Genomic DNA, 23,452 nt, shown 5'->3' with positions numbered 1-23,452 from the left:
TCGACCTTCGGAAATTTGGGTGAGATTAATTTCAATCCCCCAGTCCCCAAGGGGAATTTTAACCCTCATACTGCCCGATTGATTTGGGAAATACAGACACCGCTATTTTGCTTAATTACATCCAGCCAAGCCAGACTTTTCAGGATTACAAGGTCAGTAAGGATCAATGTCGAAGTCTTATTTTGATACAGATAATAACGGACACAAACCTTTTGAGTTACCGGGAGCAAGACCACACTACAACCCCGATCGCCCCGGACAAGTGGAGCATATTTTTCTCGATCTTAGCTTAGATATTCCTAAGCAAAGCTATCAGGGCAGTTGTAGCATTCGCCTCTTGCCAATCCGTAATGGCATTGACCGTTTGACTTTGGATGCTGTCAACCTGAATATCGAGTCTGTACAGGTGGACGATGTGCCACAAACTTTTGACTACGACGGGGAACAGCTTTCTATCCAACTTTCTGAGGTGACTCAGATTGGTAAACGCTTGCTGATTGCGATCGCCTACTCGGTGTCAAAACCACAACGCGGTATTTATTTTATCCAACCAGACAAGCACTATCCAAACAAACCAACTCAAGTTTGGACTCAGGGAGAGGACGAAGACTCTCGCTTTTGGTTCCCTTGCTTTGACTATCCAGGACAATTATCTACTTCAGAAATTCGCGTTCGTGTTCCCAACCCTCTCGTGGCGATTTCTAACGGCGAACTGATTGACACCACAGAAGATGGTGATGACAAAATCTATCATTGGTCACAGCAACAAATTCATCCTACCTATTTGATGACTTTAGCAGTAGGCGACTTTGCCGAAATTCGGGATGAGTGGAACGGTAAACCAGTTACCTACTACGTAGAAAAGGGACGGGAGGAAGATGCTAAACGGAGTATGGGCAAAACTCCCCGGATGATCGAATTTTTGAGCCAAAAGTATGGTTATCCATATCCTTTCCCGAAATATGCCCAGGTTTGTGTCGATGACTTCATCTTTGGCGGGATGGAAAACACCTCCACAACCTTGTTAACAGATAGGTGTTTGCTGGATGAACGCGCCGCTTTAGATAACCGCAACACCGAAAGTTTAGTCGTCCACGAACTCGCGCACCAGTGGTTTGGTGATTTGGTGGTGATTAAGCATTGGTCTCATGCTTGGATTAAGGAAGGAATGGCTTCCTATTCTGAGGTGATGTGGACAGAACAGGAATATAGTCTAGAGGAAGCAGCTTACTATCGTTTATTGGAAGCTCGTCGTTACATTAGCGAAGATAGTAGCCGCTATCGCCGCCCGATGGTAACACATGTTTACCGCGAAGCTATTGAACTGTACGATCGCCATATCTACGAAAAAGGGTCTTGTGTTTATCACATGATTCGCGCCCAATTGGGAGATGAGTTATTTTGGCAGGCAATTCAAACATTTGTCCAAGATAATGCCCACAAAACTGTAGAAACAATAGATTTACTCAGGGCGATTGAAAAGGCTACCGGACATAATCTTTTGTTCCTCTTTGACCAATACGTTTATCGTGGTGGTCATCCCGATTTTAAAGTAGCTTACTCTTGGGATGGGGATGCTAATTTGGCAAAAATTACGGTAACTCAAACCCAAGCTGCTGAAGGTCAAAATGGCAGTAAGGATTTGTTTGATTTAAAAATACCCATTGGTTTTGGCTATACCCAAGAAGAAGAATCTCGGAAACTGAAAACTTTCACAGTAAGAGTAAATGAACGAGAACAAAGTTTCTATTTTCCCCTAGAAAATAAGCCCCAATTTATCAGCTTTGATGTTGATAATAATTACCTGAAAACAGTAGCTTTAGAGTATCCAATCGCAGAGTTAAAAGCACAGTTAGAATCTGACCCCAACCCGATTTCGCGCATCTATGCAGCAGAAGCTTTGTCGAAAAAAGGCGGGTTAGAAGCGACAAAAGCACTATCTGCGTCCCTCAAAAATGACCCGTTGTGGGGTGTGCGGGTGGAAGCAGCGAAACAACTAGCCAAAATTAATTTAGACCAAGCCTTTGATGGCTTAGTTCTGGGATTAAAAGATAAAAATGCTTACGTGCGACGATCTGTAGTGGAAGCACTTGGTCAAATTAAAACTGCTGAAAGCTATAAAGTTGTGAAAGGGTTGTTGCAAAAGGGCGATCCTAGCTACTACGTGGAGGCAACAGCCTCTCGTGTGATTGGCGCGATCGCCTCGGCAAACTTGGAAGAAAAACCCAAGGAAGACAAGGTATTAAAGCAACTCAAAGGCATTTTAGAAGAAAAGGCGGGTTGGAATGAAGTAGTGCGGAGTGGTGCGATCGCAGGTTTAGCTGAATTCAAAACCTCGGAAGCAGCTTTAAATCTGCTAATCGAATACACCAAACTCGGTGTACCACAACCCTTACGTTTAGCCACAATTCGCGCTTTAGGAAAGATTTCTGGAGGTCAAAGTCCGGTTAATTTGGAACGGATTTTAGAAAAATTAACAGAACTAGCCAAAGAAACCTTCTTTTTAACGCAAGTGGCGGTAGCATCAGCATTAGGGCAAATGGAAACACCCAAAGCAGTGGGGATTTTGCGATCGCTAGCTGAACAATCAGCCGATGGGCGTGTCCGTCGTTCTGCTGAAGAAGAAATTTCCAAGGTGCAAAAGAACATCGGTTCAGAAAAAACCCTGCGTCAATTGCGTGAAGATTTCGACCAACTCAAACAACAAAACCAGGAATTGAGAAGCCGTTTAGAAAACTTGGAGGCCAAATCTAAATAACAGCAAATGATAATTAAAAGTTGGTAATTGGTAATTGTGGTAAAACCACTACCAATTACCAAAGATTGTAGTTAATGCTGTAATTTTTATTATTCAAAAAGCTTCTAAATATACACTCTCCGACAAAAGTTAATTTTTCTTTAATAGTTATTTTTTACACATAAAACTTTCTAACTATTACGTAATTAAGTTGGTATAAATAAACATAATATCAAGATCCCCGACTTCTCAAAAAATTCGTAAACCTTTACCCTGAGAGTTTTCTGTTTAATTTAGATTGCCCTACTTACTACTGGTATATGTAGCTGATATCAAGCATAGTTACTGAGTTGTCACATCTACTCAAATTTGCATATACACGTAAATATTTATATTTATATAAAACAAGGTTAAGAAAAGATAAAATCACCGAAAAGATGGAGAAGTAGTTGTAGTTTTATAAAGTATAATTAAGAAAAAGATAAACAAATCTCGGCAGTAATATAGGCTAAAACTACCTCGAACAGTATCCCGAAAAGGCAGAGTTTGAGTTCTTTTAGATAAAAAACTACCGCTATCTTTTACCTACAACTAACTTGTGGGTTGAGGAGACAAACAATCATTGTAAATTTTTAAGTTGAAGAGGTAAAAAAAGGCGTGGGTCAGTATCAACCTGCTCAACTAAAACTCTATAATCCAGACGCGATCGCTCGCTATTATAGTTATCGTCCTTGGCTAGCCTGGGGGCGACTGCTGAGAATTATCTCCTCTTTCGCAGGATTTATATTTAGTCTCAAGTGGGACGAATGGCTAGACAAAGTTGAGCAGAACAAAGGTAAACGAGCTATCCAGTTGCGAGAACTGCTCACCCGCCTCGGCCCGACTTTTATTAAAGTTGGTCAAGCCCTCTCCACCAGACCTGACTTAATCCGTAAGGATTTTCTAGAAGAACTGATCAAGTTACAAGATCAGTTACCTCCTTTCGATAATGCGATCGCTTACAAAATTATCGAAACCGAGCTAGACCGTCCAATTCACGAAAGTTTTAGCGAACTCTCGCCTAATCCAGTAGCTGCTGCTAGCTTGGGTCAAGTATACCGTGGTCGTCTGCTCACTGGCGAAGAAGTTGCAGTGAAGGTACAACGCCCCAACTTACGCCCAACTCTTACCCGCGACCTCTACTTATTGCGCTGGGGAGCGAGTTGGGTAGCTCCTTGGTTGCCCCTCAATCTCGGTCACGACCTAACTTTAATCGTGGACGAGTTTGGCACAAAACTATTTGAAGAAATTGACTATATAAATGAAGGCCGCAACGCCGAACACTTTGCTAGCAACTTCCGCAACGACCCCCAAGTTAAAGTTCCAGGAATTTACTGGCGTTATACCAATACCCACGTTTTAACCCTGGAATGGATTAACGGCTTCAAGCTAACAGATACTCAAAGCATCCGCGAAGCAGGTTTAGATCCAGAAGCGATTATCCAAATTGGCGTTACTTCAGGATTGCAACAGCTACTAGAACACGGCTTCTTTCATGCTGACCCCCATCCCGGCAATTTATTTGCCGTACCCGATGGTCGGATGGCTTATATTGACTTCGGCATGATGGATCAGTTGGAGGAAAACACCAAAGAAGCACTGGTGGATGCGCTAGTGCATTTGGTGAATAAAGACTATACCGACTTAGCCGAAGACTTTGTAAAATTAGGATTTTTGACTCCAGACACGAATATTTGCCCGATAGTGCCAGCATTAGAAGCGGTACTAGGAAACGCCATTGGCAAAAATGTCAAGGATTTTAACTTCAAAACGATTACCGATGAATTTTCGGAACTGATGTACGAATATCCTTTCCGAGTTCCGGCGAAGTTTGCTTTAATTATTCGTTCCTTGGTGACACAAGAAGGTATTGCCCTCAGCCTCAACCCAGATTTCAAAATTGTGGAAGTGGGTTATCCCTATATAGCACGGCGGTTACTGACAGGGGAATCGCCCGAATTACGGCGACGATTATTGAATGTGTTATTTAAAGATGGTAAATTTCAGTGGCAGCGTTTAGAGAATTTAATTACGATCGCTCGGAGTGATAACAACTTTGATGTATTACCCACAGCCCAAATGGGTTTCCAGTTTTTAATGTCCGAAGAAGGCAAATTTCTGCGGCGACAGCTAGTGCTGGCTCTCACCGAAGATGACCGCCTCCACACCGAAGATGTCCAACGCTTGTGGAACCTGATTAAAGATGACTTAAAACCGGATCGTTTATTAAATGTAGCGATCGGCATTTTAACAGAGTTATCTAGAGAAAGTGCGGCGGCTATTCTCCCAAAAGCTACATTCCTAGTGCCTTTTACTGGAAACCATTCAGCAATTAACAACTAAATATATTTAATATAAATCAGGAGTTTTAATGTATTATTACCCTCTGCAACCGCCTTATTTTCTGTTACTTGTTGGCTTTTTGACAGCATTAACATCTGGTTTGGCATTATCTGGCACTTTGAAAGTAATTGTGCAGAGTTGGCCAAGCGAACGAGCAGAAAATACTAAACCACGTTCTTCACTAAAACAATTAATTGTGCCATTTATCGGCATAACTGGCGGTACTTGCCTATTTCTGTCTTCAGGCTTAGAAATATTTGGCTTTCCCTCCACCTTGGCTTTGGGAGTTGGTCTACCAATTAGCTTGTTTACTTGTTTGCTAGTTTGGTTGCAACTGGGAAGTATGATGACCTTTATAGAACGCGAAGGTATGCAATCTTTAGATTTAGATGTTTAGATTCTTTTCTTAGATAGTAGAACGCTTCACCAACATAGAAATTATCCTAAATTCTGATCAGTCTTAGATCCCCGACTTCTTAGAGAAGTCGGGGATCTCATTGTTAACTAAGTGGTAAAACTTATTTTTACTGATATTTCATAAATCTAAGGGTTAATTGCGTTAAAACTACGTACAAATACTGAAAAATTCATTATATAGTATATCTACCCAAAGGGGTAGAAACTATGAATTTGCAGATTATAAGGAGCGTAAAAAGCTATGAATCAAGACAAAAAAAAATTTTGTTTTTGTACTTTAGCATGTGGTAAGAACTATCGCGATCTTGCATTGTTATTAGCAAAAGACATCAAAAAATATTCACCTAATACTACTTTTATCGTTCTAACTGACTGTCCTAACGACTTTAGCCAACAGTCTAACGTTTTAGCATTTAAACATAAACAGCAAAGTGTTAAGTTTTACCATGACAAAAGATTTGCAATAGCTAAGGGTTTATCTCTATTTAATTCATGCATATTTATTGATGCAGATATGCGAATATTGGCACCAGTTCCAGAATATCCGCAATGGATTTCAAAACCAGGAATCACTGCAAGGGGATGTGAAAATATGCCTAAAAAGTATGCCAAGGTTCTAGCAGGTAATTCTAATGCCAAAATTTTAAAAGAATTTAATGTGGCTAAAAAGGCTGCTTCCAAGTTAAATCTAGAACTAGAAAATGAAGATATTAACTTTGTGTACGAATATTTATTTGCAGTGACAAAAGACTCTGGGAAGGAAATAGAATTTCTTAAACAGTGGGAAATTATCGCCTCTTATTGTGAGTTGAATGGACTCTATGATTCTGAAGGGAATGCAATAGGTTTAGCCGCCGCTAAAGCTGGTTTACCTGTTAGATGGAGTGCAATGGAGGGTATATCTTTCTTCAAGAATAAAGTTGAATTCGTCAGAATCAAAAAGGGAGAGTCAAAAATGGAGGACATGGCAATATATTTTGAACAACAAGCAAAGCTAGAATACCCCGAACACTTCCTTAGAGAGAGAATTATACTTAAAAGCAATAAAATTATTAAGTATTTATATAATTTAGTGCGTTTAAGAATTATAACTTTGAAAGACTTTAACTTTTATTACCGATAATTAGGCAATATAGGATTACTATTTGATTTCTGAACGAAATTAGGTATTGTAGAGGAGCCAGTGCGCTGCGGAGGTTCCCTCCGTTTTGTGTTAGAACGGAGTTCGTAACGAACTATTCTCAAGGGTTTGATGCGTTACGCTATCGCTAACACATCCTACGGATATTTTCAGAAATCAAACCGGATTCCTATAGAGCAACTAGTAGTCTATCAAGAAATAATTGACAAATAAATCTTCTGTAGAGACGGCGATTTATCGCGTCTCTCCAACCGTCAAAATGGGTTTGACAGACTACTAGAAATGCAAAAAAGTTTAAGCCCAATTTTGCTTAATTATTTAGTAATTCTATCCTTAAAATTACGATAGTTAAGCTTAATATTACTGACTTTTTGATTCAAAAAACTTGTAGTAGTCTTTTGTAGACGTGTTAGCGGACTCTGACGCTTAAAGTTTTTGGGTCTTTGTTCTGGTGACTTTAAATATCTATAATGCAAAAACACATCTCGATATGGAATATTAACATCTTCACCAGCGCAAAGTTGAGTAAAATTTGATGAACTTATACTCATATAGTGTAGATATGTTAACCTCCGTCCTTGGTCGTAGAGGATATTATCTACCACATCAAATGGAGAACTCCAGTGATTACCAGTTCCTTGTTCGCAGTCATGAAAAGCGAAATTATAATATGAAATACCACTTCTCAATACCATGTAGTTAAATAAAGATTGGTCAGGTGCTAAAAAAGCCATAATATCAGCTTCACCTGATATTAATTTGTCGATTAAGTCGGCTCTTATCGCTGGAGAAAAAATATTTTTCTTAGTAGCAAACCAACCAGCACAAAATACTTTATCTCGCAAGTTTTCTGAGTTGAAAACTCGCTGTATTTGCTCTGGTGAGCTATCAAAAATAAATTTTAAGTCAGACTTATATTGAAAATCATTAACTACCCAATCAGATGTAGCTAATTTTTCATATACATAATCTAATGGCCCCATTAACAAGGTATCTGCATCAAAATAAATAAATCTATCAAAAGGGCCATCTACAGCACAAAATTTCCGGTGCATTGGTAACTCATAGAGTTCTGGAAAGCCCCATTCTCGCCAAGTTTTTTGCGCTCTAGGATAATTTTTCCATATCTGAGTAGCAAAGTTATCCCAGTAAGCTATGGAATCAGAGTCTTCAAATAAAGTGATATTATCTCTAGATGCAATCTCTGCTTTTACTTTGTCTAATCGCTGATTATATGGAAGTATACAAATAGGAATTTTCCTACCAGCATTAGCTTCTATACTGTTGAGCAACGCAATTAGTTGGTCATAAACAACATCATTGGCTAGGATGTAAATACCATCAATCATTGGGATACTCCTAATATTAAGTGCGGGCAACAACAAAGGGAAATAAACGGCGAGTTAGTTTAGAGATAAAGGCAAATTTGCCCTCATGGAGATAGCGATAGTGTTCCCACAATTGCCAATAGGGACTACCAGTTTTCATCCGTGTACCAGCCCAGTGGAGATATTTTAGTCGTTGTCCTCGGTCATATAGGGCGTATTCTTGCTGTTGGAAATTTTGCGAACCCGCCCAACTACCAGGCCCTCCCCCAGGAATTTTAACGAGATTTCCACGTTTGGCAATCAGTTTAAGAACAAGATAATTTAAAATTGGTTGATCTGTAACTCCTTCAGAAAAATCGAAATATTCTCGATGTGCTGCACACTCTTGCAAAGCTTCATCCATTTGTTGTTCAGTAATAACTCCTTTTCTCGAAGCCCAAAAACCGCTATTAAAAACGTCTTGAAGTTGGGCATCTGAAAAAATTTGCTGTTCTTTCACAAATGGGGAAAAGATATTTCTTAGCTTGTCATTGGCATGATGGTAATCACAACAGAAGAAATCGACTTCTGAAAGTTTATCTAAATTGTCAGCGATTTTTTCAAAAACGACAATATCTGTATCAATATAAATAAACTCATCTAAAGGCCCAAACCACGCCACCAGTTTACGCATTTTATTGGGTAAGGCGAGAAAATCCCTATCAAAAATTTCTCCGATGCGTTTGGTAAATTTATCAATAAGTTCCAAATCTGGAAAAATTTGTACATTGTGTAAGGTAGCAAGTTGCTCTGCTACCTTGTGATAATTTTCATTAAATGGTATGAGATAAATGCTTACTTCTGGATCGTAGTAACGAATGCTATTGAGTAAAGCGATCGCATTATCGATAACGCGGTCATTAGCAACAATATAAATTCCCCTGCTCATAAATTATCCTTGGTTAATTAACTTCAATTTTCGCAAAGCTCTGGTAAGTAAATTTGGTACGACGGCAGCATCATTATAATTTTTAGGAGGGTTTTGAAATACTGGACGCTTATCTGGTTCGTGTAAGTAACGATAGTGGAGAAATAAATCTCGATATGGAAATTCAATATTTTCTCCAGCGCAGACTGCTTGATTGATATTAGGAGGAATGCCAATGTAATGGAGATAAGTCAGTCGATTGCCTTTGTCATAAAGAATTTTATCTTTTTCTTCAAAATGCTCAGAAATAACAGCATTGCCTGTAATTTGATGATTTGGTAAGTTATGTGCAAAGTTATAAACTGGAATACCAGACCTCATAAACATATAATTTATAACTGGTTGATCTCCTGTTGGATAAAGGATTTCCTTCTCACCTGCTCTCAAATAAGATAATAAGGTTTCTAATTTATCTTGTTCAAATAGACCTTTTTTAGAAGCATAAAATCCTGAACAAAATATTTCTTTTTTGATGTGACTTTCATCAAAAACTTGTAGTAATTTAACTGAATTAGTGTTATAAACTTTATCTGGATGTTTAAACTGAAAATCATAGACTACACAGTTATATTCATCTAATGTTTGAAAAACCAAATCTAATGAATTCATCACTAGAGTATCGGCATCCAAATAAACAAACCGATCAAATGGGCCATCAAACGCACAAAATCTTCGATGACCTCCATAAATTCTGTATTTATTTTTGTTCATACTAGCGGGGCTAGCCTCTAGCATGAATTTATCCCAGCGATTGATTGATTCTTGATTATCGTAAAGAAATACATTCGGGCGTTTAACGATTTCATCAGCAATTCGTTGTGTCTGATCATCAAAAGGATAGATACAAACCGGAATTTCTTTACCCAACATTACATCAATACTGTTTAGTAAAGCAATTAGCTGATCGAAAACATAGTCATTGCCAAGGGTACAAATACCATTCATAATTTATGAGTATTCAGCAACAAAGTTTGATAACCAGTTAAGCAAGTTTAATTTATGTAAGATGATTTGACGTGCTTCTGCGATCGCATCTTTGGCAGCATACCAAGCATCAGGGGTAGCTGTAACCTCTCGGATGTAAGCAATACCTTTTTCATCCAAACTAGGCAAGCGCAAAAAACTACCCGGTGGTAATAATTTATCGGCAGCAGGGCCACCATAGTAAATTGGTAAACACCAGGCAAGTAAACTATCCCAAAGTTTCTCACTCACATACCAATTATTATCAGCATAATTTTCAATTGCCAAATTGTAATAGTATGGTGCCATACCATACCACTTGTTACTCAATTCTCCCGACTTTTTGGCCGATTCTGGTAAATTTCTGCCATATAAATCAAACTTAATATCACTAGATTGTAGTGACTGTAAAAAATCTAAACGCTGCCGATGGTTGACTGTGCGGTTAATTCCTGAAGTAATCCAACTACATGGGGCAACCTTTTGGGGCGGTGGCAATTCATTTAAATCTTGAAATGAATTGGAATGATACCAAATAGCAGGCATATAGTCGGGAGTGGGAGCAAAATCATCAGGACCAGAAATGTAGCCACAATACTTTTGAGCTTGTTGATAATTATGATTATTTATTTCTACAATTTCATCTAAAGGCGGTTCTCTTAATAAATAAATAATTCGTTCTTTTTTGACACCACGCAGTAAAGAATCAATATTTACTACTGGCTTTTTCTGCCCTTTACGAAAACTATCTAACCAAGATTGTTGCGGTGCTGCTTTAGGAAAATCAAATTGATACATTAACAGAAAATCTGGTTTTGCTGCTAATGCCTGCATTTGTATATTGCCCCAACTTCCAAATTGATGCGGGGTTTGCTGCCAAAGCCAATCGGCTCTGGTTTCTAAACCTCGATAGCTGCTAATCATTCCTACAGTTTTTTTATTTGTCATTTGTCATTTGTTATTTTACTTAGTCTCACCAATTTTTCCTTAGACAATAAGTTGAGGAAGCAGAGATTCATCAACATAACTAAGGATTTTTGCGGCTCTCTTTTCCCAGGAAAACTGCTTGACAAATTCGATACTATCTGGATAACCTTCTATTTTTCTAGGATGAGTTTCTAAAACCCGCTTCAGACTTTCGGCAAATTTGCTTGGGTTATCTGGCTCACACCAAGCAGCGATCGCTTTTGTATCTTGAAACTCAACTAATGAAGGAATTTCCGTTGAGACAATGGGAGTCCCAGAGGCAAAGTAGTCAAATAGCTTTAAGGGAGATGTGAAAGTTGCCGCTTTTCCCGAACAATGAGGGTGAGCTAAAACATCAGCTGCTTGTAGCAAAGATGCTAACTCATTATGCAAGACATAGCCCAAAAATTTAATATTATGAACCTGGTTTTCTGTTACTAATTGCTGATAATATTCGATTTCTGCTGGCTTACCACCTGCACAGGCAAATTGTACATTAGGCATTTCCTTAGCTACATCAATTAGTACATCAATGCCTTTAAATTGCTGTAAAGCTCCTGCATAAACCACCAAATGTTGGCTTTCACATTGCAATAGTTTTTTACGCCATTCTGCTGCTTTTTCTGGTTGTCTTTGCATAAATAAGCTATTAAAACCATTGTGTAGCTTAATTACTTTTTCTGGTGGCATCCCATTTTCAATCATGCTTTCGCGGATGGGATCTACAACTGTGACAGCAATTTGGAAAAGCGGATTTGTGACAATTTCTGACTCAAATGGCTTGTCTTCATGATGGTGGTGTTCATAAATTGCTGGAATGCCATTTTTTATGGCAGCTTTGATAAAATTCCAGTTGCGACTGTGAACAAGTTTAGTCGTTGGAAGTATATGAAATGGTAAATAATACTTGCTCGCAATAGTGTTAGAGTCAGTAAATTTGCTCGGAAAATGGTCAATCGGCCAAGGCATAGGTAATGGAGCAACTTTTAATTTGTCATGGAGGTTGTAATACTTAATAAGTTCTGTTGGTGTTTTTATCGGTTTAAAAGGACGCACTAAATTAACTAGATTGCTAGCTTTTGCTCCTTTTTCAGGGTATATCAAAACTGTTGAATATCCCAAGTTAGCGGCGGCGTTTGCTGCATTTGTAGACTGCACTAGGTGAGCTTCTGGCTGGGGTAATTCTTCATTAATAAAAAAAATGTAGTGCTTTTTTAAAGTATGATTTTTCATAATTGTTAGACATTAATACTATTTTCAAATTTTTCTAAATAATCCATAAGACATATAGCATCTTCATAAGTTTCACTAATTAATTTATTTGGTTCTAGGGGAGTATCTACCAAATTATCTGATAGAGAGCGGAGAGAGCTAAGGATGAGATTAAGAGAATTTCTAAACTCAACAGAAAGATGATTAAAGCTTTGATAATAGTTGCTGATTATATTTTGATTTTGGTCAGAGATGGAGAGAATTTGCCCCTTTATTTGTAAGTTAATCACATCCTCAAAAATATCAATGGTGTTGAGAATTCTCCAGGCTGATTTGTAAGAGTCTTCAATTAATTTGTGCTGTTCTTGAGAATCGTCTACGAGATCATCAAGTAATAAGCGCAGTAACCCAATCATTGAGTTCAACTGTGTCCGAATTTCGTGAGAGATACGGAGCAAGCTTTGATTGTGTTTAGGAGCAGCTTCAGGACGTTCAACAAATTTCTTTGAGTTTAAGCGCATTGCCTTAATAATTTTTGTCTGAATTAAGTTTTTATTAGGGCGATCGCTAAATTGCATTGAGTACAAGCGTGAGTAGTAAGCACCTTTTTGCAAAAGTTCTTCATGAGTTCCTACTTCTACCACCTGTCCTTGCTCTAACACGGCTATTTGATTGGCTTTTTGGACTGTAGAAAGGCGGTGAGCAATTACGAGGGTGGTGCGATCGCGACTCAGATCGTCGAGTGCATTTTGTACTAACCTTTCAGAAACGGTATCTAAAGCGCTGGTGGCTTCATCTAAAATCAGAATTTCGGGATTTTGCAGCAGGGCGCGGGCGATCGCTAATCTTTGCCTTTGTCCACCAGATAACATTACGCCGCGATCGCCAATTAAGGTATCAAATCCTTGAGGCAATTTGCTAATAAACTCATAAGCATTTGCCCGCTTGGCCGCTGTAATAATTTCATCGTCAGTAGCCTCTGCTCGCCCATAAGCGATGTTATTCTGCACCGAGTCATTAAAAAGAAAGGTATCTTGACTGACAATCCCCATTCGCTTCCGTAGGGATACAAGATCGAACTCTCGCAAATCAGTACCGTCAATGCTAATACTGCCAGCGATCGGGTCGTAAAATCGGGGTAAGAGGTCTGCTAAAGTAGATTTACCAGCACCAGAACCACCTACCAACGCTAAGGTTGTACCACGCGGTAAATATAAATTCACATCTTTGAGTACTAACTTTTCATGTCCAGGGTAGGCAAAGCAAAGAGAATTAAAAGATACTCCCTCTTTTAATTTTGTATAAGGAAGCTTACCCTTGGGCATGAACGGCTTATCATGCAGGCTTAAGAACTCATTCGTCATATCCACACTGGCGGCGGTACTAGCAAAGGTGCTGCGAATAGTATTTAACTGAGAAATTAATGGCAGCACTCGCAGCAGCACTAATAAATATGTCAGAAGTACAGTCGAAAGAGAAGAAATTTGTTGAGAAAAGAAGGTTTTGCTCAAAAGTACAATCAGCAATAAAGCTGTAATACCCATCACCTCACTTAGAGGTGCGATTGCTTCTGAATTAACCTGAGATTGGAAATCTGCTAATTCACGATCGCGAATTAATTTTTTAATCCGTTGATATTCTTTTTCTTCATTTCCCGTCGCCTTTACCAGTCTGATTCCATTCAAAGTCTCCAGCACAGAGATTGAATATGCTCTAGACATCTCACTCAGCTGCTTCCCAAAATTTCTAGACCGGGAAATGGCATACTGATTTATCAACGTCACCAACGACAGCAAAAGTGTAGCAGCAATTGTTAACTGCCAAGATATTGACAGCAATAAACCGACAAAAACTAAAATTGTGATTCCTAAAATAACTATTTTAACCGTACTACCTATAGCACTTGCAGCCCGGCCAATTTCTCCGCCAAGAAGGTTGATTAAATCACCAACCTTTGTCTTTGCATAATAATCTATATCAATTTGTAGTAAAAGGTTTAACCCAGTTTCGCGCATATCTGATGTCAGCTTTCGGGTTAAAGAACTCGATGCTAAGGAACTAGCATAAGTCGCTACATTCTTCAAAAAAATTGTTAATATAATCGCCCCGGCCATTACTCCTATACGGTAGGCTTCTGGAGTATTATCAAAGGGAGAGATCATCGTTTTCAGGATGGGAGGTGCAGTACTTAAATCTACTTCTTGCCCCACAATTTTTAAAATCACTGGCACAATTAAAGCTGTGCTAATCCCATTAAATAAAGCTCCAGAAAATCCTAACAATATTGTCAGTGAAATCAAACCTGGATAGGGTTTAGCGAATCTAACTAGTAGTTTTCTGGTAGACATCTTGTATTTTTATGCCACTTTCACTTATTATTAATATTATTCACAAACTAATTGCTAAAATAGCTAACAATCAAACAAATCAAACTAAATAAACTTCATATCTCTACTCCGTTACAACACAGCTACACCTAGACCTAAAACATCAGCTTATAGAGACTTTTCCAAATAGAATACTATAGATGATTTTGCACAAATAGGGAATGAATCTCTCTTTTAAAATGCACCATCTGCTATTAATATTCACAACCGAGCAATTACCGACTTGAGTACAGAAGCCATAGCTTCTATGCTATAGTTTTCCACACATCTTTCTCTTGCTTTGACACCTTGCTGGTTTGCTGACTCTAAATTCTGAAAAATCAGTTGAATTTGTTCAGCAATCTGTTCAGGACAACCAGGCTCAACTAGATAACCAGTCTCACCTAAAATTTTGGGAATATCTCCAACGCGGGTTGATAATACAGGTTTAGCCATTGCCATACCATCTGTCAACTTCAGGGGGAATTGGGCGCGAGTTTCTGGGGTATCTCGTTGGGGAACAACTACAATGTGAGCGGCTGCTACCAAATCAGGCATAATATCAGCTGGATAATTTGGTAATTTGATAATCCAGTGTCCCCACTGTTCTTGAAGTTGCCGATCGTAATCATCATAAGGACTGCCACCTACAATTACTAGTTTTAAGTCTGGCTGATTAATTTTATCGAGCGCTATGAGAACATCTTCTAAACCTTTATAAGGTCTTGGCGCACCAGGAAACATTAAAATACGATATTCAGATAAACCATAACGACTTCTGCTTTCTTCAGAATCGTATCGAGCAGGATCAAATAAGGTGGTATCCTTGCCGTTAGGAACAAATTCACCGCCAAAACGCTCCTGCAAAAAGCTAGTATGTACTGTTACTGCATTAGCTTGACTCACCAAACCTTCCATCCATTTCAAATACAAAGGATGATTAGGGGATCTCAAAACTCCATCTTTTTTAAGTAAATCTCTAGCTAGCTGTTTGAGTGTAGGATGATAATGCCATTTGTCGCCACCATACCAGCTAAGTTCCCAGTCATCTATATCTAAAATAACTGGTGTTTTACTATAGAGCTTTTTTAAAAGTGCAACTCCAAAACTTGCTGGCTGAGGCTTTATTGCATAAATAATATCTCCATCAATAATTTTGAGAATTTTACTAATAGATTTAAAAAATTCTGGATAAGTTGATCCAGTCACAGAATATACTCGATCTTCAACAGAAATCGCTTTATATAATTCTTTACCAAATAAAAATCCGATTATTTGCACTTCATAGTCTAACTTTAAGAGGGCTTTTTTTAATAAATATGCGCGGATAAAGCCATCATTAGTTGATAAATTCCAGACCAGCAGAGATATCTTTAATTTTTCTTTCATTATCACCTATTTCCCTATTTATAAATCATTTAGTCCGCCAAGGATTTGTAACTTGATTCGGCAAAAATACTTTAGCGCATCTGTCAAAAACCCTTGTATATAAAGAACGAGTAATATTTTTAGCATATTGAGGTCGAGAAGGATAGGTACAGTGAAGAACTTTAATTTCATCCTGAATATTATAATCATCTTGCCACTTGCTGAGATAATTATAGGTGGGTGGCAGTATTTTCTTATGAGGATTTACAGAGGCGATCGCAGAAGCAAAAGCACCTTGATCTTTTAGGAGTAATTTATCTTGATTGTTTTTAACAATTTCAAAATAACGTTTAAATTCCTCAAAAAATACCTTGGTTACTTCTGTTTTCCGAAAAGCCATAAAACCGCCATTGTATTGCACACTATCGGCTTGTAATGGTAAACCTACCGATTGCAGAATTGGCAAAACATTAGGTAAAAGGTCTTCTTGTTTACCACGTAATAAGTTTGTGGCTTTTAGTATAGAAGGTTGGACATCTTCAGTTAACAAAAAGTCATATTCATCTAAATATTCAAATACATCATTGATATCTGTAAGTAAACAAATATCTGAATCTAGATAAATTGTTTTATCAAACTCAGAGGCTGCATATAGAGCCAGCTTTGCTTCCCTTGATGCTAAGACAGTATTTTCATTCGCAGGTGCTGGCTTTAAAATTACATTTTTAAAAGCCTTTAATAATGGATAGAGAAATACCGGAACCTGGTCAATTAAAATAACAATCGGTTCTTGATGAAACTTTCTAACTGCCGCTAAAAAATGAATACAATCTTGAAAAGAGTAAAGTCCGGTTAAGATTGTAATAAAACCTCTGCTTTCTGTCTTCATAAATAAAATAAGTTAAATAATTATTAATTTTAATCCTAGTATGTTCAGTTAATTTAATGTGTCCATTCCCAAAAATTTTTACTCCAGTCATCGTTAGAATAAAAAACTCCTTGCCATTGGTAAAAGTGAACAAAATCTTCGATTTTTAAGGTTTTATTTACATCTCTAATCATATAGAGAGGTCGCTTGCCATAAAATGATGCCCACATATTATAACTACTAGGTGGGCCAATAATATAATCACATTCCGCTAAAGAATACATATCTTCAATTATATGATTATTGCCATAAACATAAGATAAATGTTGTAAATTATCTTCCTTTTGCTTCTGATTTGAGCAAATTAAAAATGTCACTTTTTTGTTAGGAAATAGTGCTTTAGCTGATTCCATAACCTTTAAATAATCTTCAAATAAATAAAAATATTTGCCGTTTTGATGTTCTTGGTAATCCCCATGACGGATATGGACTCCAACGATCACATCAGTCTGGCTACGTATCTGGGATATGAGATTTGTGACATTAAGCTGATACTTTTTTAAAGGTTGAAAGTAAGCACGAATTTTTTCTCCATGTTTTTGGAGATTTGAGAGATCGTCTACAAACCATCCATCACGAAACATCCATCCTTGAAAAAAGTTGATAGAGCCTGATTTCAATTCTTTTGTAATAATTGAGTTACTCCAGTTAAAGGGTTGATTACGCTTAATATTAATTGTGTTAAAGCGGCCACTTTCAGCTAAAAAATGATTTAGATTATAGTAATATTTGCGTAGTAATTTGTTTCCTGGAATTGAAAATAATGGAGGAGGATAGCAAGACAAAAAGTCTTTAGATGTTGATACAAAAAAATCAGCATACTCTTCAAAAGCTGGATTTGCAACTGTGAAATTATTTTCAATTGCAAATGCTATAAAATTAGCAAATAAGAATAATCTGTTCCCTAATTGTCCAGATTTTGCAGAAATAACTAACATACATAAAACCTAGAAAACTTAAAGTTAATGATATTGGGTAAAGATTTCAAAATACAAAATTATTTACATATAATTAAGCCTAATAAATTAAAGTAAATATATCTAATAAATGAATAGATTTATTTACATGCTTATTACAGTAAATTCCAAAATGAATATAACTTCGTATATGCGGTTATTACCAGAGAAAATTCACTGATAAATTGCAATTTATTTTGTTTATTTTAAGTGTATTTACTAGAATAATCTAGTTATGTATATTATAATTGATCGTAAATTACAGTTAAACTGAATAAAGTATAAATACTGGATGTAGTTTCTGCAAGTAGCCTTGTTACTGAATACCAAACATCTATTTTAAGTAGGTTGGCGTGAATATTTATCATCAGTATTAGGCAGAAGGCACGAGGAAAGATGGTTTTAGTCTAATTTAATTTTGTTAAGATAGTTTGGTTTTTCCCAGTCGTTGTACTTATAAGAGAGGCAGAGGTAATGCAGGTAATCCGTCTGGAAGCACTCTCAGACAACTATATATTCTTATTACATGACGAGAAACAAAATATCGCGGCTGTTGTTGATCCAGCCGAGTCTCAACCAGTATTAAAGAAACTGGCAGAATTAAAAGCTGAGTTGGTAGCAATTTTCAACACGCACCACCATCACGATCATGTGGGTGGTAACAAGCAATTAATTGAAAAATTCCCGCAATTGATAGTTTATGGAGGAGCGGAGGATCGGGGTAGAATTCCTGGACAGCAGGTATTTTTGCAACAAGGCGATCGCGTCCAGTTTGCAGACTGCATAGCTGAAGTCATCTTCGTTCCTGGACATACCCGCGCTCACATCGCTTACTACTTTCCCCCTGAAAAAGCTGGTGAGACAGGTGATTTATTTTGTGGCGATACCCTATTTTCTGGCGGTTGCGGTCGCTTATTTGAAGGAACACCGACTCAAATGGTAGACTCTTTAAGCAAACTCCGCTCTCTACCTGATAATACACGCATCTGGTGTGCCCACGAATACACCTTGAACAATCTACAATTTGCCCTAACTGTGGATAGCGACAATGCCGACTTACAAAGGCGCTTCGATGAAGTAAAGGCTTACCGTAGTCGAGGAGAAGCTACCATCCCCTCGCTTCTGGGAGTAGAGAAGCACACCAATCCCTTTTTGCGTTGGGATCAACCATCATTACAATTAACTGTTAAGAGTAGCGATGGGGTGCAAACCTTTGCGCGAATACGGGAAATGAAAAATAACTTTTAGGAATTGGGAATTGGAAATTGGAAATTGAGTATAGCTAGCTATTCTCCTTGTCCCCCCATTCCCCATTCCCCATTCCCCATTCCCCATTCTCAACTTTTTAGTGGGAATAGTTGCGATCGCACCCTTCCTTTCGCTACGATCTGTAAGCTTTAGGGTGTAGGCAAAGAAGCTTGGAATACAGCAGTGACATTGTGAGCTATCAAGCCTTACCCAAATTAATCAGATTTTACAGGAAAAACGATGGCCAAACGCGTACAGTTAGTTTTAAATCAAGATATCAGCAAGCTGGGAAAATCTGGCGACTTAGTAGAAGTAGCTCCTGGCTACGCTCGTAATTATCTGATTCCCCAGAAATTGGCAACTAATGCCACTCCTGGTATTCTCAAGCAGGTAGAACGCCGTCGTGAGCAAGAGCGTCTACGGCAATTAGAACTCAAACAACAAGCTCTTGAGCAAAAAGAATCTCTTGAAAAAGTTGGTAGCTTGACAATTGCCAAGCCAGTTGGTGAAAACGAAGCAATTTTTGGTACTATCACTACCCAAGATGTTGTAGATGCAATTAAGGCAGCCACCGGTCAAGAAGTGGATCGGCGTGGAATTACCATTCCCGATATTAACCACCTTGGTACTTATCAAGCCGAAATTAAGCTGCATTCTGATGTAGCGGCACAAGTCGATATTCAAGTCGTCGCTAGTTAACTCAGAAGGGGGCGCAAAGATGAGGGGGATGAGGGAGCAAGAGAAGTAAAGGTGAATAATACTAAATAAATTCCTAACTCCTGTACAGACGCGATTCATCGCGTCTCTCCTATACGATTCATCGCGTCTCTAGCAAAATCGTCAAAACTAAAATCGTTTATGGCTGAAGAATTGAATTTTAAAGGCGATGGTAGCGATCGCCTCCCCCCACAAAATATCGAGGCAGAAGAAGCGATTTTGGGGGGTATTTTGCTAGATCCAGAAGCGATTAGTCGAGTTAGCGATCGCCTCCTTCCCGAAGCTTTTTACATTAGCGCTCACAAAGAGATTTATCAAGCGGCTGTGAGGCTCCACGCCCAAGGTAAACCCACAGATTTGCTCTCAGTTACAAGTTGGCTGACCGACCACGATTTACTGGCGCGTATTGGTGGCAGAAATAAGCTAGCAACTCTGGTAGACCGCACAGTGTCAGCTGTGAACATCGACGGTTTAGCAGCGTTAGTGACAGAAAAATACCTGCGGCGGCAGTTAATTAAAGCTGGCAATGAAATTGTCCATCTTGGTTATGAGACAGAAACCGAGTTACCACAGGTTTTAGACCAAGCAGAACAGAAAGTATTTGGTGTAACTCAAGAACGTCCCCAATCGGGTTTAGTTCATATTTCTGATACTCTAATTAATAATTTCCAGGATATTGAGGATCGAAATCAAGGCATAGCCTTACCTGGTATTCCCTGCGGATTTTACGATTTAGATGCCATGACCAGTGGCTTTCAGCGCTCTGATTTGATTATTGTCGCTGGTCGGCCATCAATGGGAAAAACAGCATTTTGCTTAAACCTTGCCCATAACATCGCCGCTTCTTACAAATTACCAGTTGCTTTCTTTAGCTTGGAAATGTCAAAAGAGCAACTGACGCAAAGACTATTAGCTAGTGAAGCGCAAATTGAAAGTAGTTATCTGCGAACTGGTCGCCTCAGTCAAACACAGTGGGAACCTTTAAGCCGTGCTATTGGTATCCTTTCCGAGATGCCGATTTATATTGACGACACGCCGAATATTACAGTTACACAAATGCGTAGTCAGTCAAGAAGGCTGCAAGCTGAAATTGGAACTGAATTAGGATTAATTGTAATAGATTACTTGCAATTGATGGAAGGAGCAGGTGATAATCGCGTACAAGAATTATCAAAAATTACCCGTCAACTCAAAGGTTTAGCGCGGGAATTATCTGTACCAGTTATTGCCTTATCTCAGTTGAGTCGAGGGGTGGAAGCACGCACTAATAAGCGTCCAATGTTATCTGATTTGAGAGAATCAGGTTCGATTGAACAGGACGCGGATTTAGTAATAATGTTGTACCGCGACGAATATTACTCTCCCGATACTCCCGATCGCGGCATTGCAGAAGTAATTATAGCTAAACACCGCAACGGGCCTACAGGGACTGCGAAACTTTTATTTAATCCACAATTTACAAAGTTTCAAAATTTAAAAATTTAGCTATTAAATTGGGGATTGGGGACTGGATATTGGGGACTGGGGAGCAGAAAATTAAAAGTTAGATTATTTACTTATTCCCCATGCCCCATGCCCCATGCCCTATTTTCTACTTAACTCCCAACAATTCCACTTCAAAAATTAGAGTTGCATTAGGTGGAATAACGCCACCAGCACCACGAGCGCCATAGCCTAACTCAGATGGGATGATTAACTTACGAAGACCGCCTACTTTCATGGTGCTAACTCCTTCGTCCCAACCTTTGATTACCTGTCCTACGCCTATTTTAAAGCTGAAGGGTTGGCCGCGATCGCGTGAACTATCAAACTTAGTACGATCTTCTAAAGTTCCGACATAGTGAACTTCAACCGTTTGTCCTGGTTTAGGAGTCGCCCCAGTTCCCTCTTTTAACTCAACATACTTTAATCCAGAGGGAGTGGTTACGGCATTAGCATCAGACATAGTATTACCCGCAATTAAGATATTGTTTTCAGTTACAGCCGTGGCCTCTGGCGGCGTTTGGGTTAACTGGGCAGCAATGGCAGTATTCTGTTTACCGCCTACTTGCCCCACAACCAAAAGCACAACACACACCAGCATGAACGCCACGCTGAGGAAAATTGGTTTCAAAATCAGTTCTCCTTACTTAAGTATCCTGGCAAAAACATTACCAATAGGACACAATTAGTTTAAATCACAAAGGACATCTTAACGCCAAAGCTTATTTTCTAAATCGCGCAATTGACGCTCTAAACGGTCAATTCTACCCCGCAGTTCATCCACTTCCGATTGTCGGGCTACCCCCAAATCTTGCATCATATTTCGCATTTGTCTTTGCATTTGGACATCGAAGTTTCCCTGCTCCGACTTTAACTGCTGGGCAAGATCGTCTATAACTGCCTTGGCTTGCTCAGGATTGAGCTTACCGTCTTTAACTAAGTCATCACTGACTTGACGCAGTTTATCCGCTACTAAAGACGTTGTGCCAAGACCAACCACCATTAGCTGTTGCAACCAGTTGCTGTTGTCCATATATTCCTCTTCGTTATTTCAAACCAGCCGACTTTTGCTCCTGAGTGTAGGCAATCAAGCTATGTTAAAAGCCTAGTTCTTCTAGCCTACATCTCTATTTTGGCAAATTAGTAAACACGGAGATTACAGCCTGTGATTATAGAACTACTCAAGTTTCAGGATGCCCCGAATTTAACGGAAAATTTTATCCAGAAGGAAGGACGCGCAAGTTTGGACAACAGGGCTGGCTGAATATACTGGGCTTCTTGGTGAGGTACACAAGATCATCGTAGGGGCACAACATGTTGTGCCCCTACCCGTGTACTTCATTTACCTGCAATACGCTGTAAGTTATGCAGATCAGTCTCAATTAGCTAAAACAAGGGGATTTTGCCCCTTATTAAAGGTAGGCAAAATTCCGTCACAGTGAGTAGTGAAGCGATCGCAACAACAAATTATCGCAATCTCACTTGACTTTTAGTTAAATTTGTGATCTCCATTTCTGAAATGCTATCTCGTAATCCTCTGATTTACTCTGATAAACACTCCACCAATGAAAAAATAGTCCTAACCCCCATCCTAATGCTGGGAAAATAGCCCAAAAATAACTAGGACTAGTGATTAAATTCAAGAGAATGAGGAATAAATTCACTGCTAGGAAGGAAACAAAATGTCCCCAAAAAGCTCTGCGTCGGAAAGTATTAAATGTGTGTCGCAATCGTTCTTCTTCTTGTTGAAATAACCACTTTTTTTCAGTTTTTTCTAAAATATCAGAAGAAATGCCTAACTCAGATGCCATTTCTAAAAGCTGTTCTCGTGAAAATTCTCCTTTTTGTTTACGAGTGAGCGCTATTTCAAGGATTTTTTGTACATCTTCTGAATCGTAAGTCATTTTAATTACCTTATAAGTTTGTGTGTAAATGCGCTTTTGATTTGACGAAGTTTTCTATAGGCTTCGTTCAATTCAGTTAGCAAACGTCTCCACATTTTGCACCCAATACTTAGTGACATTCACAACCTGATTATTTTCTCATAACTGATTTATAGCTACTGTATTTGTCAATACTCTATATTGCTTTTATTTATAACGTTAGGAACGTGGATTAATTGAAGAAGAATTCAGTAGTCAGAATAAATCAGTGGGGGATTCAGACCCACCACCGTCGCTTCGCTTCAATTAAAAATTGATAATTAAAAATTAAAAATTAATTTCCAGTTTTTAATTTTACATTTTTAATTTTTAATTCCCGAAGGGTGAGGTA

General features: G+C 38.5%; 19 protein-coding genes. 7 read left to right on the top strand and 12 right to left on the bottom strand.

Translation table 11 applies throughout. The annotated features are described in order from the left end of the window. Nucleotides 1-166 precede the first annotated feature (166 nt). The 4 genes from V7K98_RS25960 (at nt 167) to V7K98_RS25945 (ending at nt 6,659) form a co-directional block, all read left to right on the top strand. On the top strand, nt 167-2,758 hold the full coding sequence (locus V7K98_RS25960) for a M1 family metallopeptidase (RefSeq protein ID WP_335027176.1): 2,592 nt from the start codon (nt 167-169) through the stop codon (nt 2,756-2,758). A gap of 636 nt (nt 2,759-3,394) precedes the next feature. Further along, nucleotides 3,395-5,119 carry an ABC1 kinase family protein gene (locus V7K98_RS25955; RefSeq protein ID WP_335027174.1) on the top strand — a complete coding sequence of 575 codons (1,725 nt, stop codon included), beginning with the start codon at nt 3,395-3,397 and terminating at the stop codon, nt 5,117-5,119. A 28-nt stretch (nt 5,120-5,147) separates the two neighbouring features. Further along, complete coding sequence (locus tag V7K98_RS25950; RefSeq protein WP_335027172.1) at nt 5,148-5,516, top strand: hypothetical protein; 369 nt, start codon at nt 5,148-5,150, stop codon at nt 5,514-5,516. A 261-nt stretch (nt 5,517-5,777) separates the two neighbouring features. After that, nucleotides 5,778-6,659, top strand: coding sequence for a hypothetical protein (locus tag V7K98_RS25945; protein ID WP_335027170.1), 882 nt, complete (start codon nt 5,778-5,780; stop codon nt 6,657-6,659). A gap of 332 nt (nt 6,660-6,991) precedes the next feature. On the opposite strand, the gene V7K98_RS25940 is transcribed toward V7K98_RS25945, so the two are convergent. From V7K98_RS25940 to V7K98_RS25900, 9 genes are all read right to left on the bottom strand, one after another. After that, the gene (locus tag V7K98_RS25940) at nt 6,992-8,026 is read right to left on the bottom strand and encodes an Npun_R2821/Npun_R2822 family protein (RefSeq protein ID WP_335027168.1); all 1,035 of its coding nucleotides are present in this window, start codon (nt 8,024-8,026) and stop codon (nt 6,992-6,994) included. Nucleotides 8,027-8,042: 16 nt separating this feature from the next. Next, nucleotides 8,043-8,933: an Npun_R2821/Npun_R2822 family protein gene (locus tag V7K98_RS25935; protein ID WP_335027166.1), complete on the bottom strand. Its 891-nt coding sequence runs from the start codon at nt 8,931-8,933 to the stop codon at nt 8,043-8,045. 3 nt (nt 8,934-8,936) lie between these two features. After that, nucleotides 8,937-9,917 (bottom strand): Npun_R2821/Npun_R2822 family protein, encoded by a 981-nt coding sequence (locus V7K98_RS25930; protein WP_335027164.1) that lies wholly within the window; start codon nt 9,915-9,917, stop codon nt 8,937-8,939. A 3-nt stretch (nt 9,918-9,920) separates the two neighbouring features. Further along, nucleotides 9,921-10,883: a glycosyltransferase family 10 domain-containing protein gene (locus tag V7K98_RS25925; RefSeq protein ID WP_335027162.1), complete on the bottom strand. Its 963-nt coding sequence runs from the start codon at nt 10,881-10,883 to the stop codon at nt 9,921-9,923. A 39-nt stretch (nt 10,884-10,922) separates the two neighbouring features. Continuing rightward, on the bottom strand, nt 10,923-12,134 hold the full coding sequence (locus tag V7K98_RS25920; RefSeq protein ID WP_335027160.1) for a glycosyltransferase family 4 protein: 1,212 nt from the start codon (nt 12,132-12,134) through the stop codon (nt 10,923-10,925). A gap of 5 nt (nt 12,135-12,139) precedes the next feature. Then, nucleotides 12,140-14,461 carry an ABC transporter ATP-binding protein gene (locus V7K98_RS25915; protein ID WP_335027158.1) on the bottom strand — a complete coding sequence of 774 codons (2,322 nt, stop codon included), beginning with the start codon at nt 14,459-14,461 and terminating at the stop codon, nt 12,140-12,142. 240 nt (nt 14,462-14,701) lie between these two features. Further along, nucleotides 14,702-15,868, bottom strand: coding sequence for a glycosyltransferase family 4 protein (locus V7K98_RS25910; protein WP_335027156.1), 1,167 nt, complete (start codon nt 15,866-15,868; stop codon nt 14,702-14,704). A gap of 25 nt (nt 15,869-15,893) precedes the next feature. Beyond that, nucleotides 15,894-16,736: a putative nucleotide-diphospho-sugar transferase gene (locus V7K98_RS25905; RefSeq protein ID WP_335027154.1), complete on the bottom strand. Its 843-nt coding sequence runs from the start codon at nt 16,734-16,736 to the stop codon at nt 15,894-15,896. 53 nt (nt 16,737-16,789) lie between these two features. Beyond that, nucleotides 16,790-17,713, bottom strand: coding sequence for an alpha-1,2-fucosyltransferase (locus V7K98_RS25900; RefSeq protein WP_335027152.1), 924 nt, complete (start codon nt 17,711-17,713; stop codon nt 16,790-16,792). 492 nt (nt 17,714-18,205) lie between these two features. Here V7K98_RS25900 and gloB point away from each other — a divergent pair, with 492 nt between their 5' ends. The 3 genes from gloB (at nt 18,206) to dnaB (ending at nt 21,181) form a co-directional block, all read left to right on the top strand. Next, nucleotides 18,206-18,979 (top strand): hydroxyacylglutathione hydrolase, encoded by a 774-nt coding sequence (gene gloB / locus V7K98_RS25895; protein WP_335027150.1) that lies wholly within the window; start codon nt 18,206-18,208, stop codon nt 18,977-18,979. Nucleotides 18,980-19,219: 240 nt separating this feature from the next. Then, complete coding sequence (gene rplI, locus V7K98_RS25890) at nt 19,220-19,678, top strand: 50S ribosomal protein L9 (protein ID WP_335027148.1); 459 nt, start codon at nt 19,220-19,222, stop codon at nt 19,676-19,678. A gap of 159 nt (nt 19,679-19,837) precedes the next feature. Further along, nucleotides 19,838-21,181, top strand: coding sequence for a replicative DNA helicase (gene dnaB, locus V7K98_RS25885; protein ID WP_335027146.1), 1,344 nt, complete (start codon nt 19,838-19,840; stop codon nt 21,179-21,181). A 106-nt stretch (nt 21,182-21,287) separates the two neighbouring features. On the opposite strand, the gene V7K98_RS25880 is transcribed toward dnaB, so the two are convergent. The 3 genes from V7K98_RS25880 to V7K98_RS25870 all read right to left on the bottom strand — a co-directional run bounded on the left by V7K98_RS25880 (nt 21,288) and on the right by V7K98_RS25870 (nt 23,082). Then, nucleotides 21,288-21,809 carry an FKBP-type peptidyl-prolyl cis-trans isomerase gene (locus V7K98_RS25880; RefSeq protein ID WP_335027144.1) on the bottom strand — a complete coding sequence of 174 codons (522 nt, stop codon included), beginning with the start codon at nt 21,807-21,809 and terminating at the stop codon, nt 21,288-21,290. A gap of 78 nt (nt 21,810-21,887) precedes the next feature. Next, nucleotides 21,888-22,211 (bottom strand): phasin family protein, encoded by a 324-nt coding sequence (locus V7K98_RS25875; protein WP_334836460.1) that lies wholly within the window; start codon nt 22,209-22,211, stop codon nt 21,888-21,890. Between the two features lie 460 nt (nt 22,212-22,671). Continuing rightward, nucleotides 22,672-23,082 (bottom strand): 2TM domain-containing protein, encoded by a 411-nt coding sequence (locus V7K98_RS25870; RefSeq protein ID WP_335027142.1) that lies wholly within the window; start codon nt 23,080-23,082, stop codon nt 22,672-22,674. Nucleotides 23,083-23,452: the final 370 nt, after the last annotated feature.

Source organism: Nostoc sp. (assembly GCF_036917435.1).
Classification (GTDB): Bacteria; Cyanobacteriota; Cyanobacteriia; order Cyanobacteriales; family Nostocaceae; genus Nostoc.
This window is presented reverse-complemented; position numbering and strand designations above follow the sequence as displayed.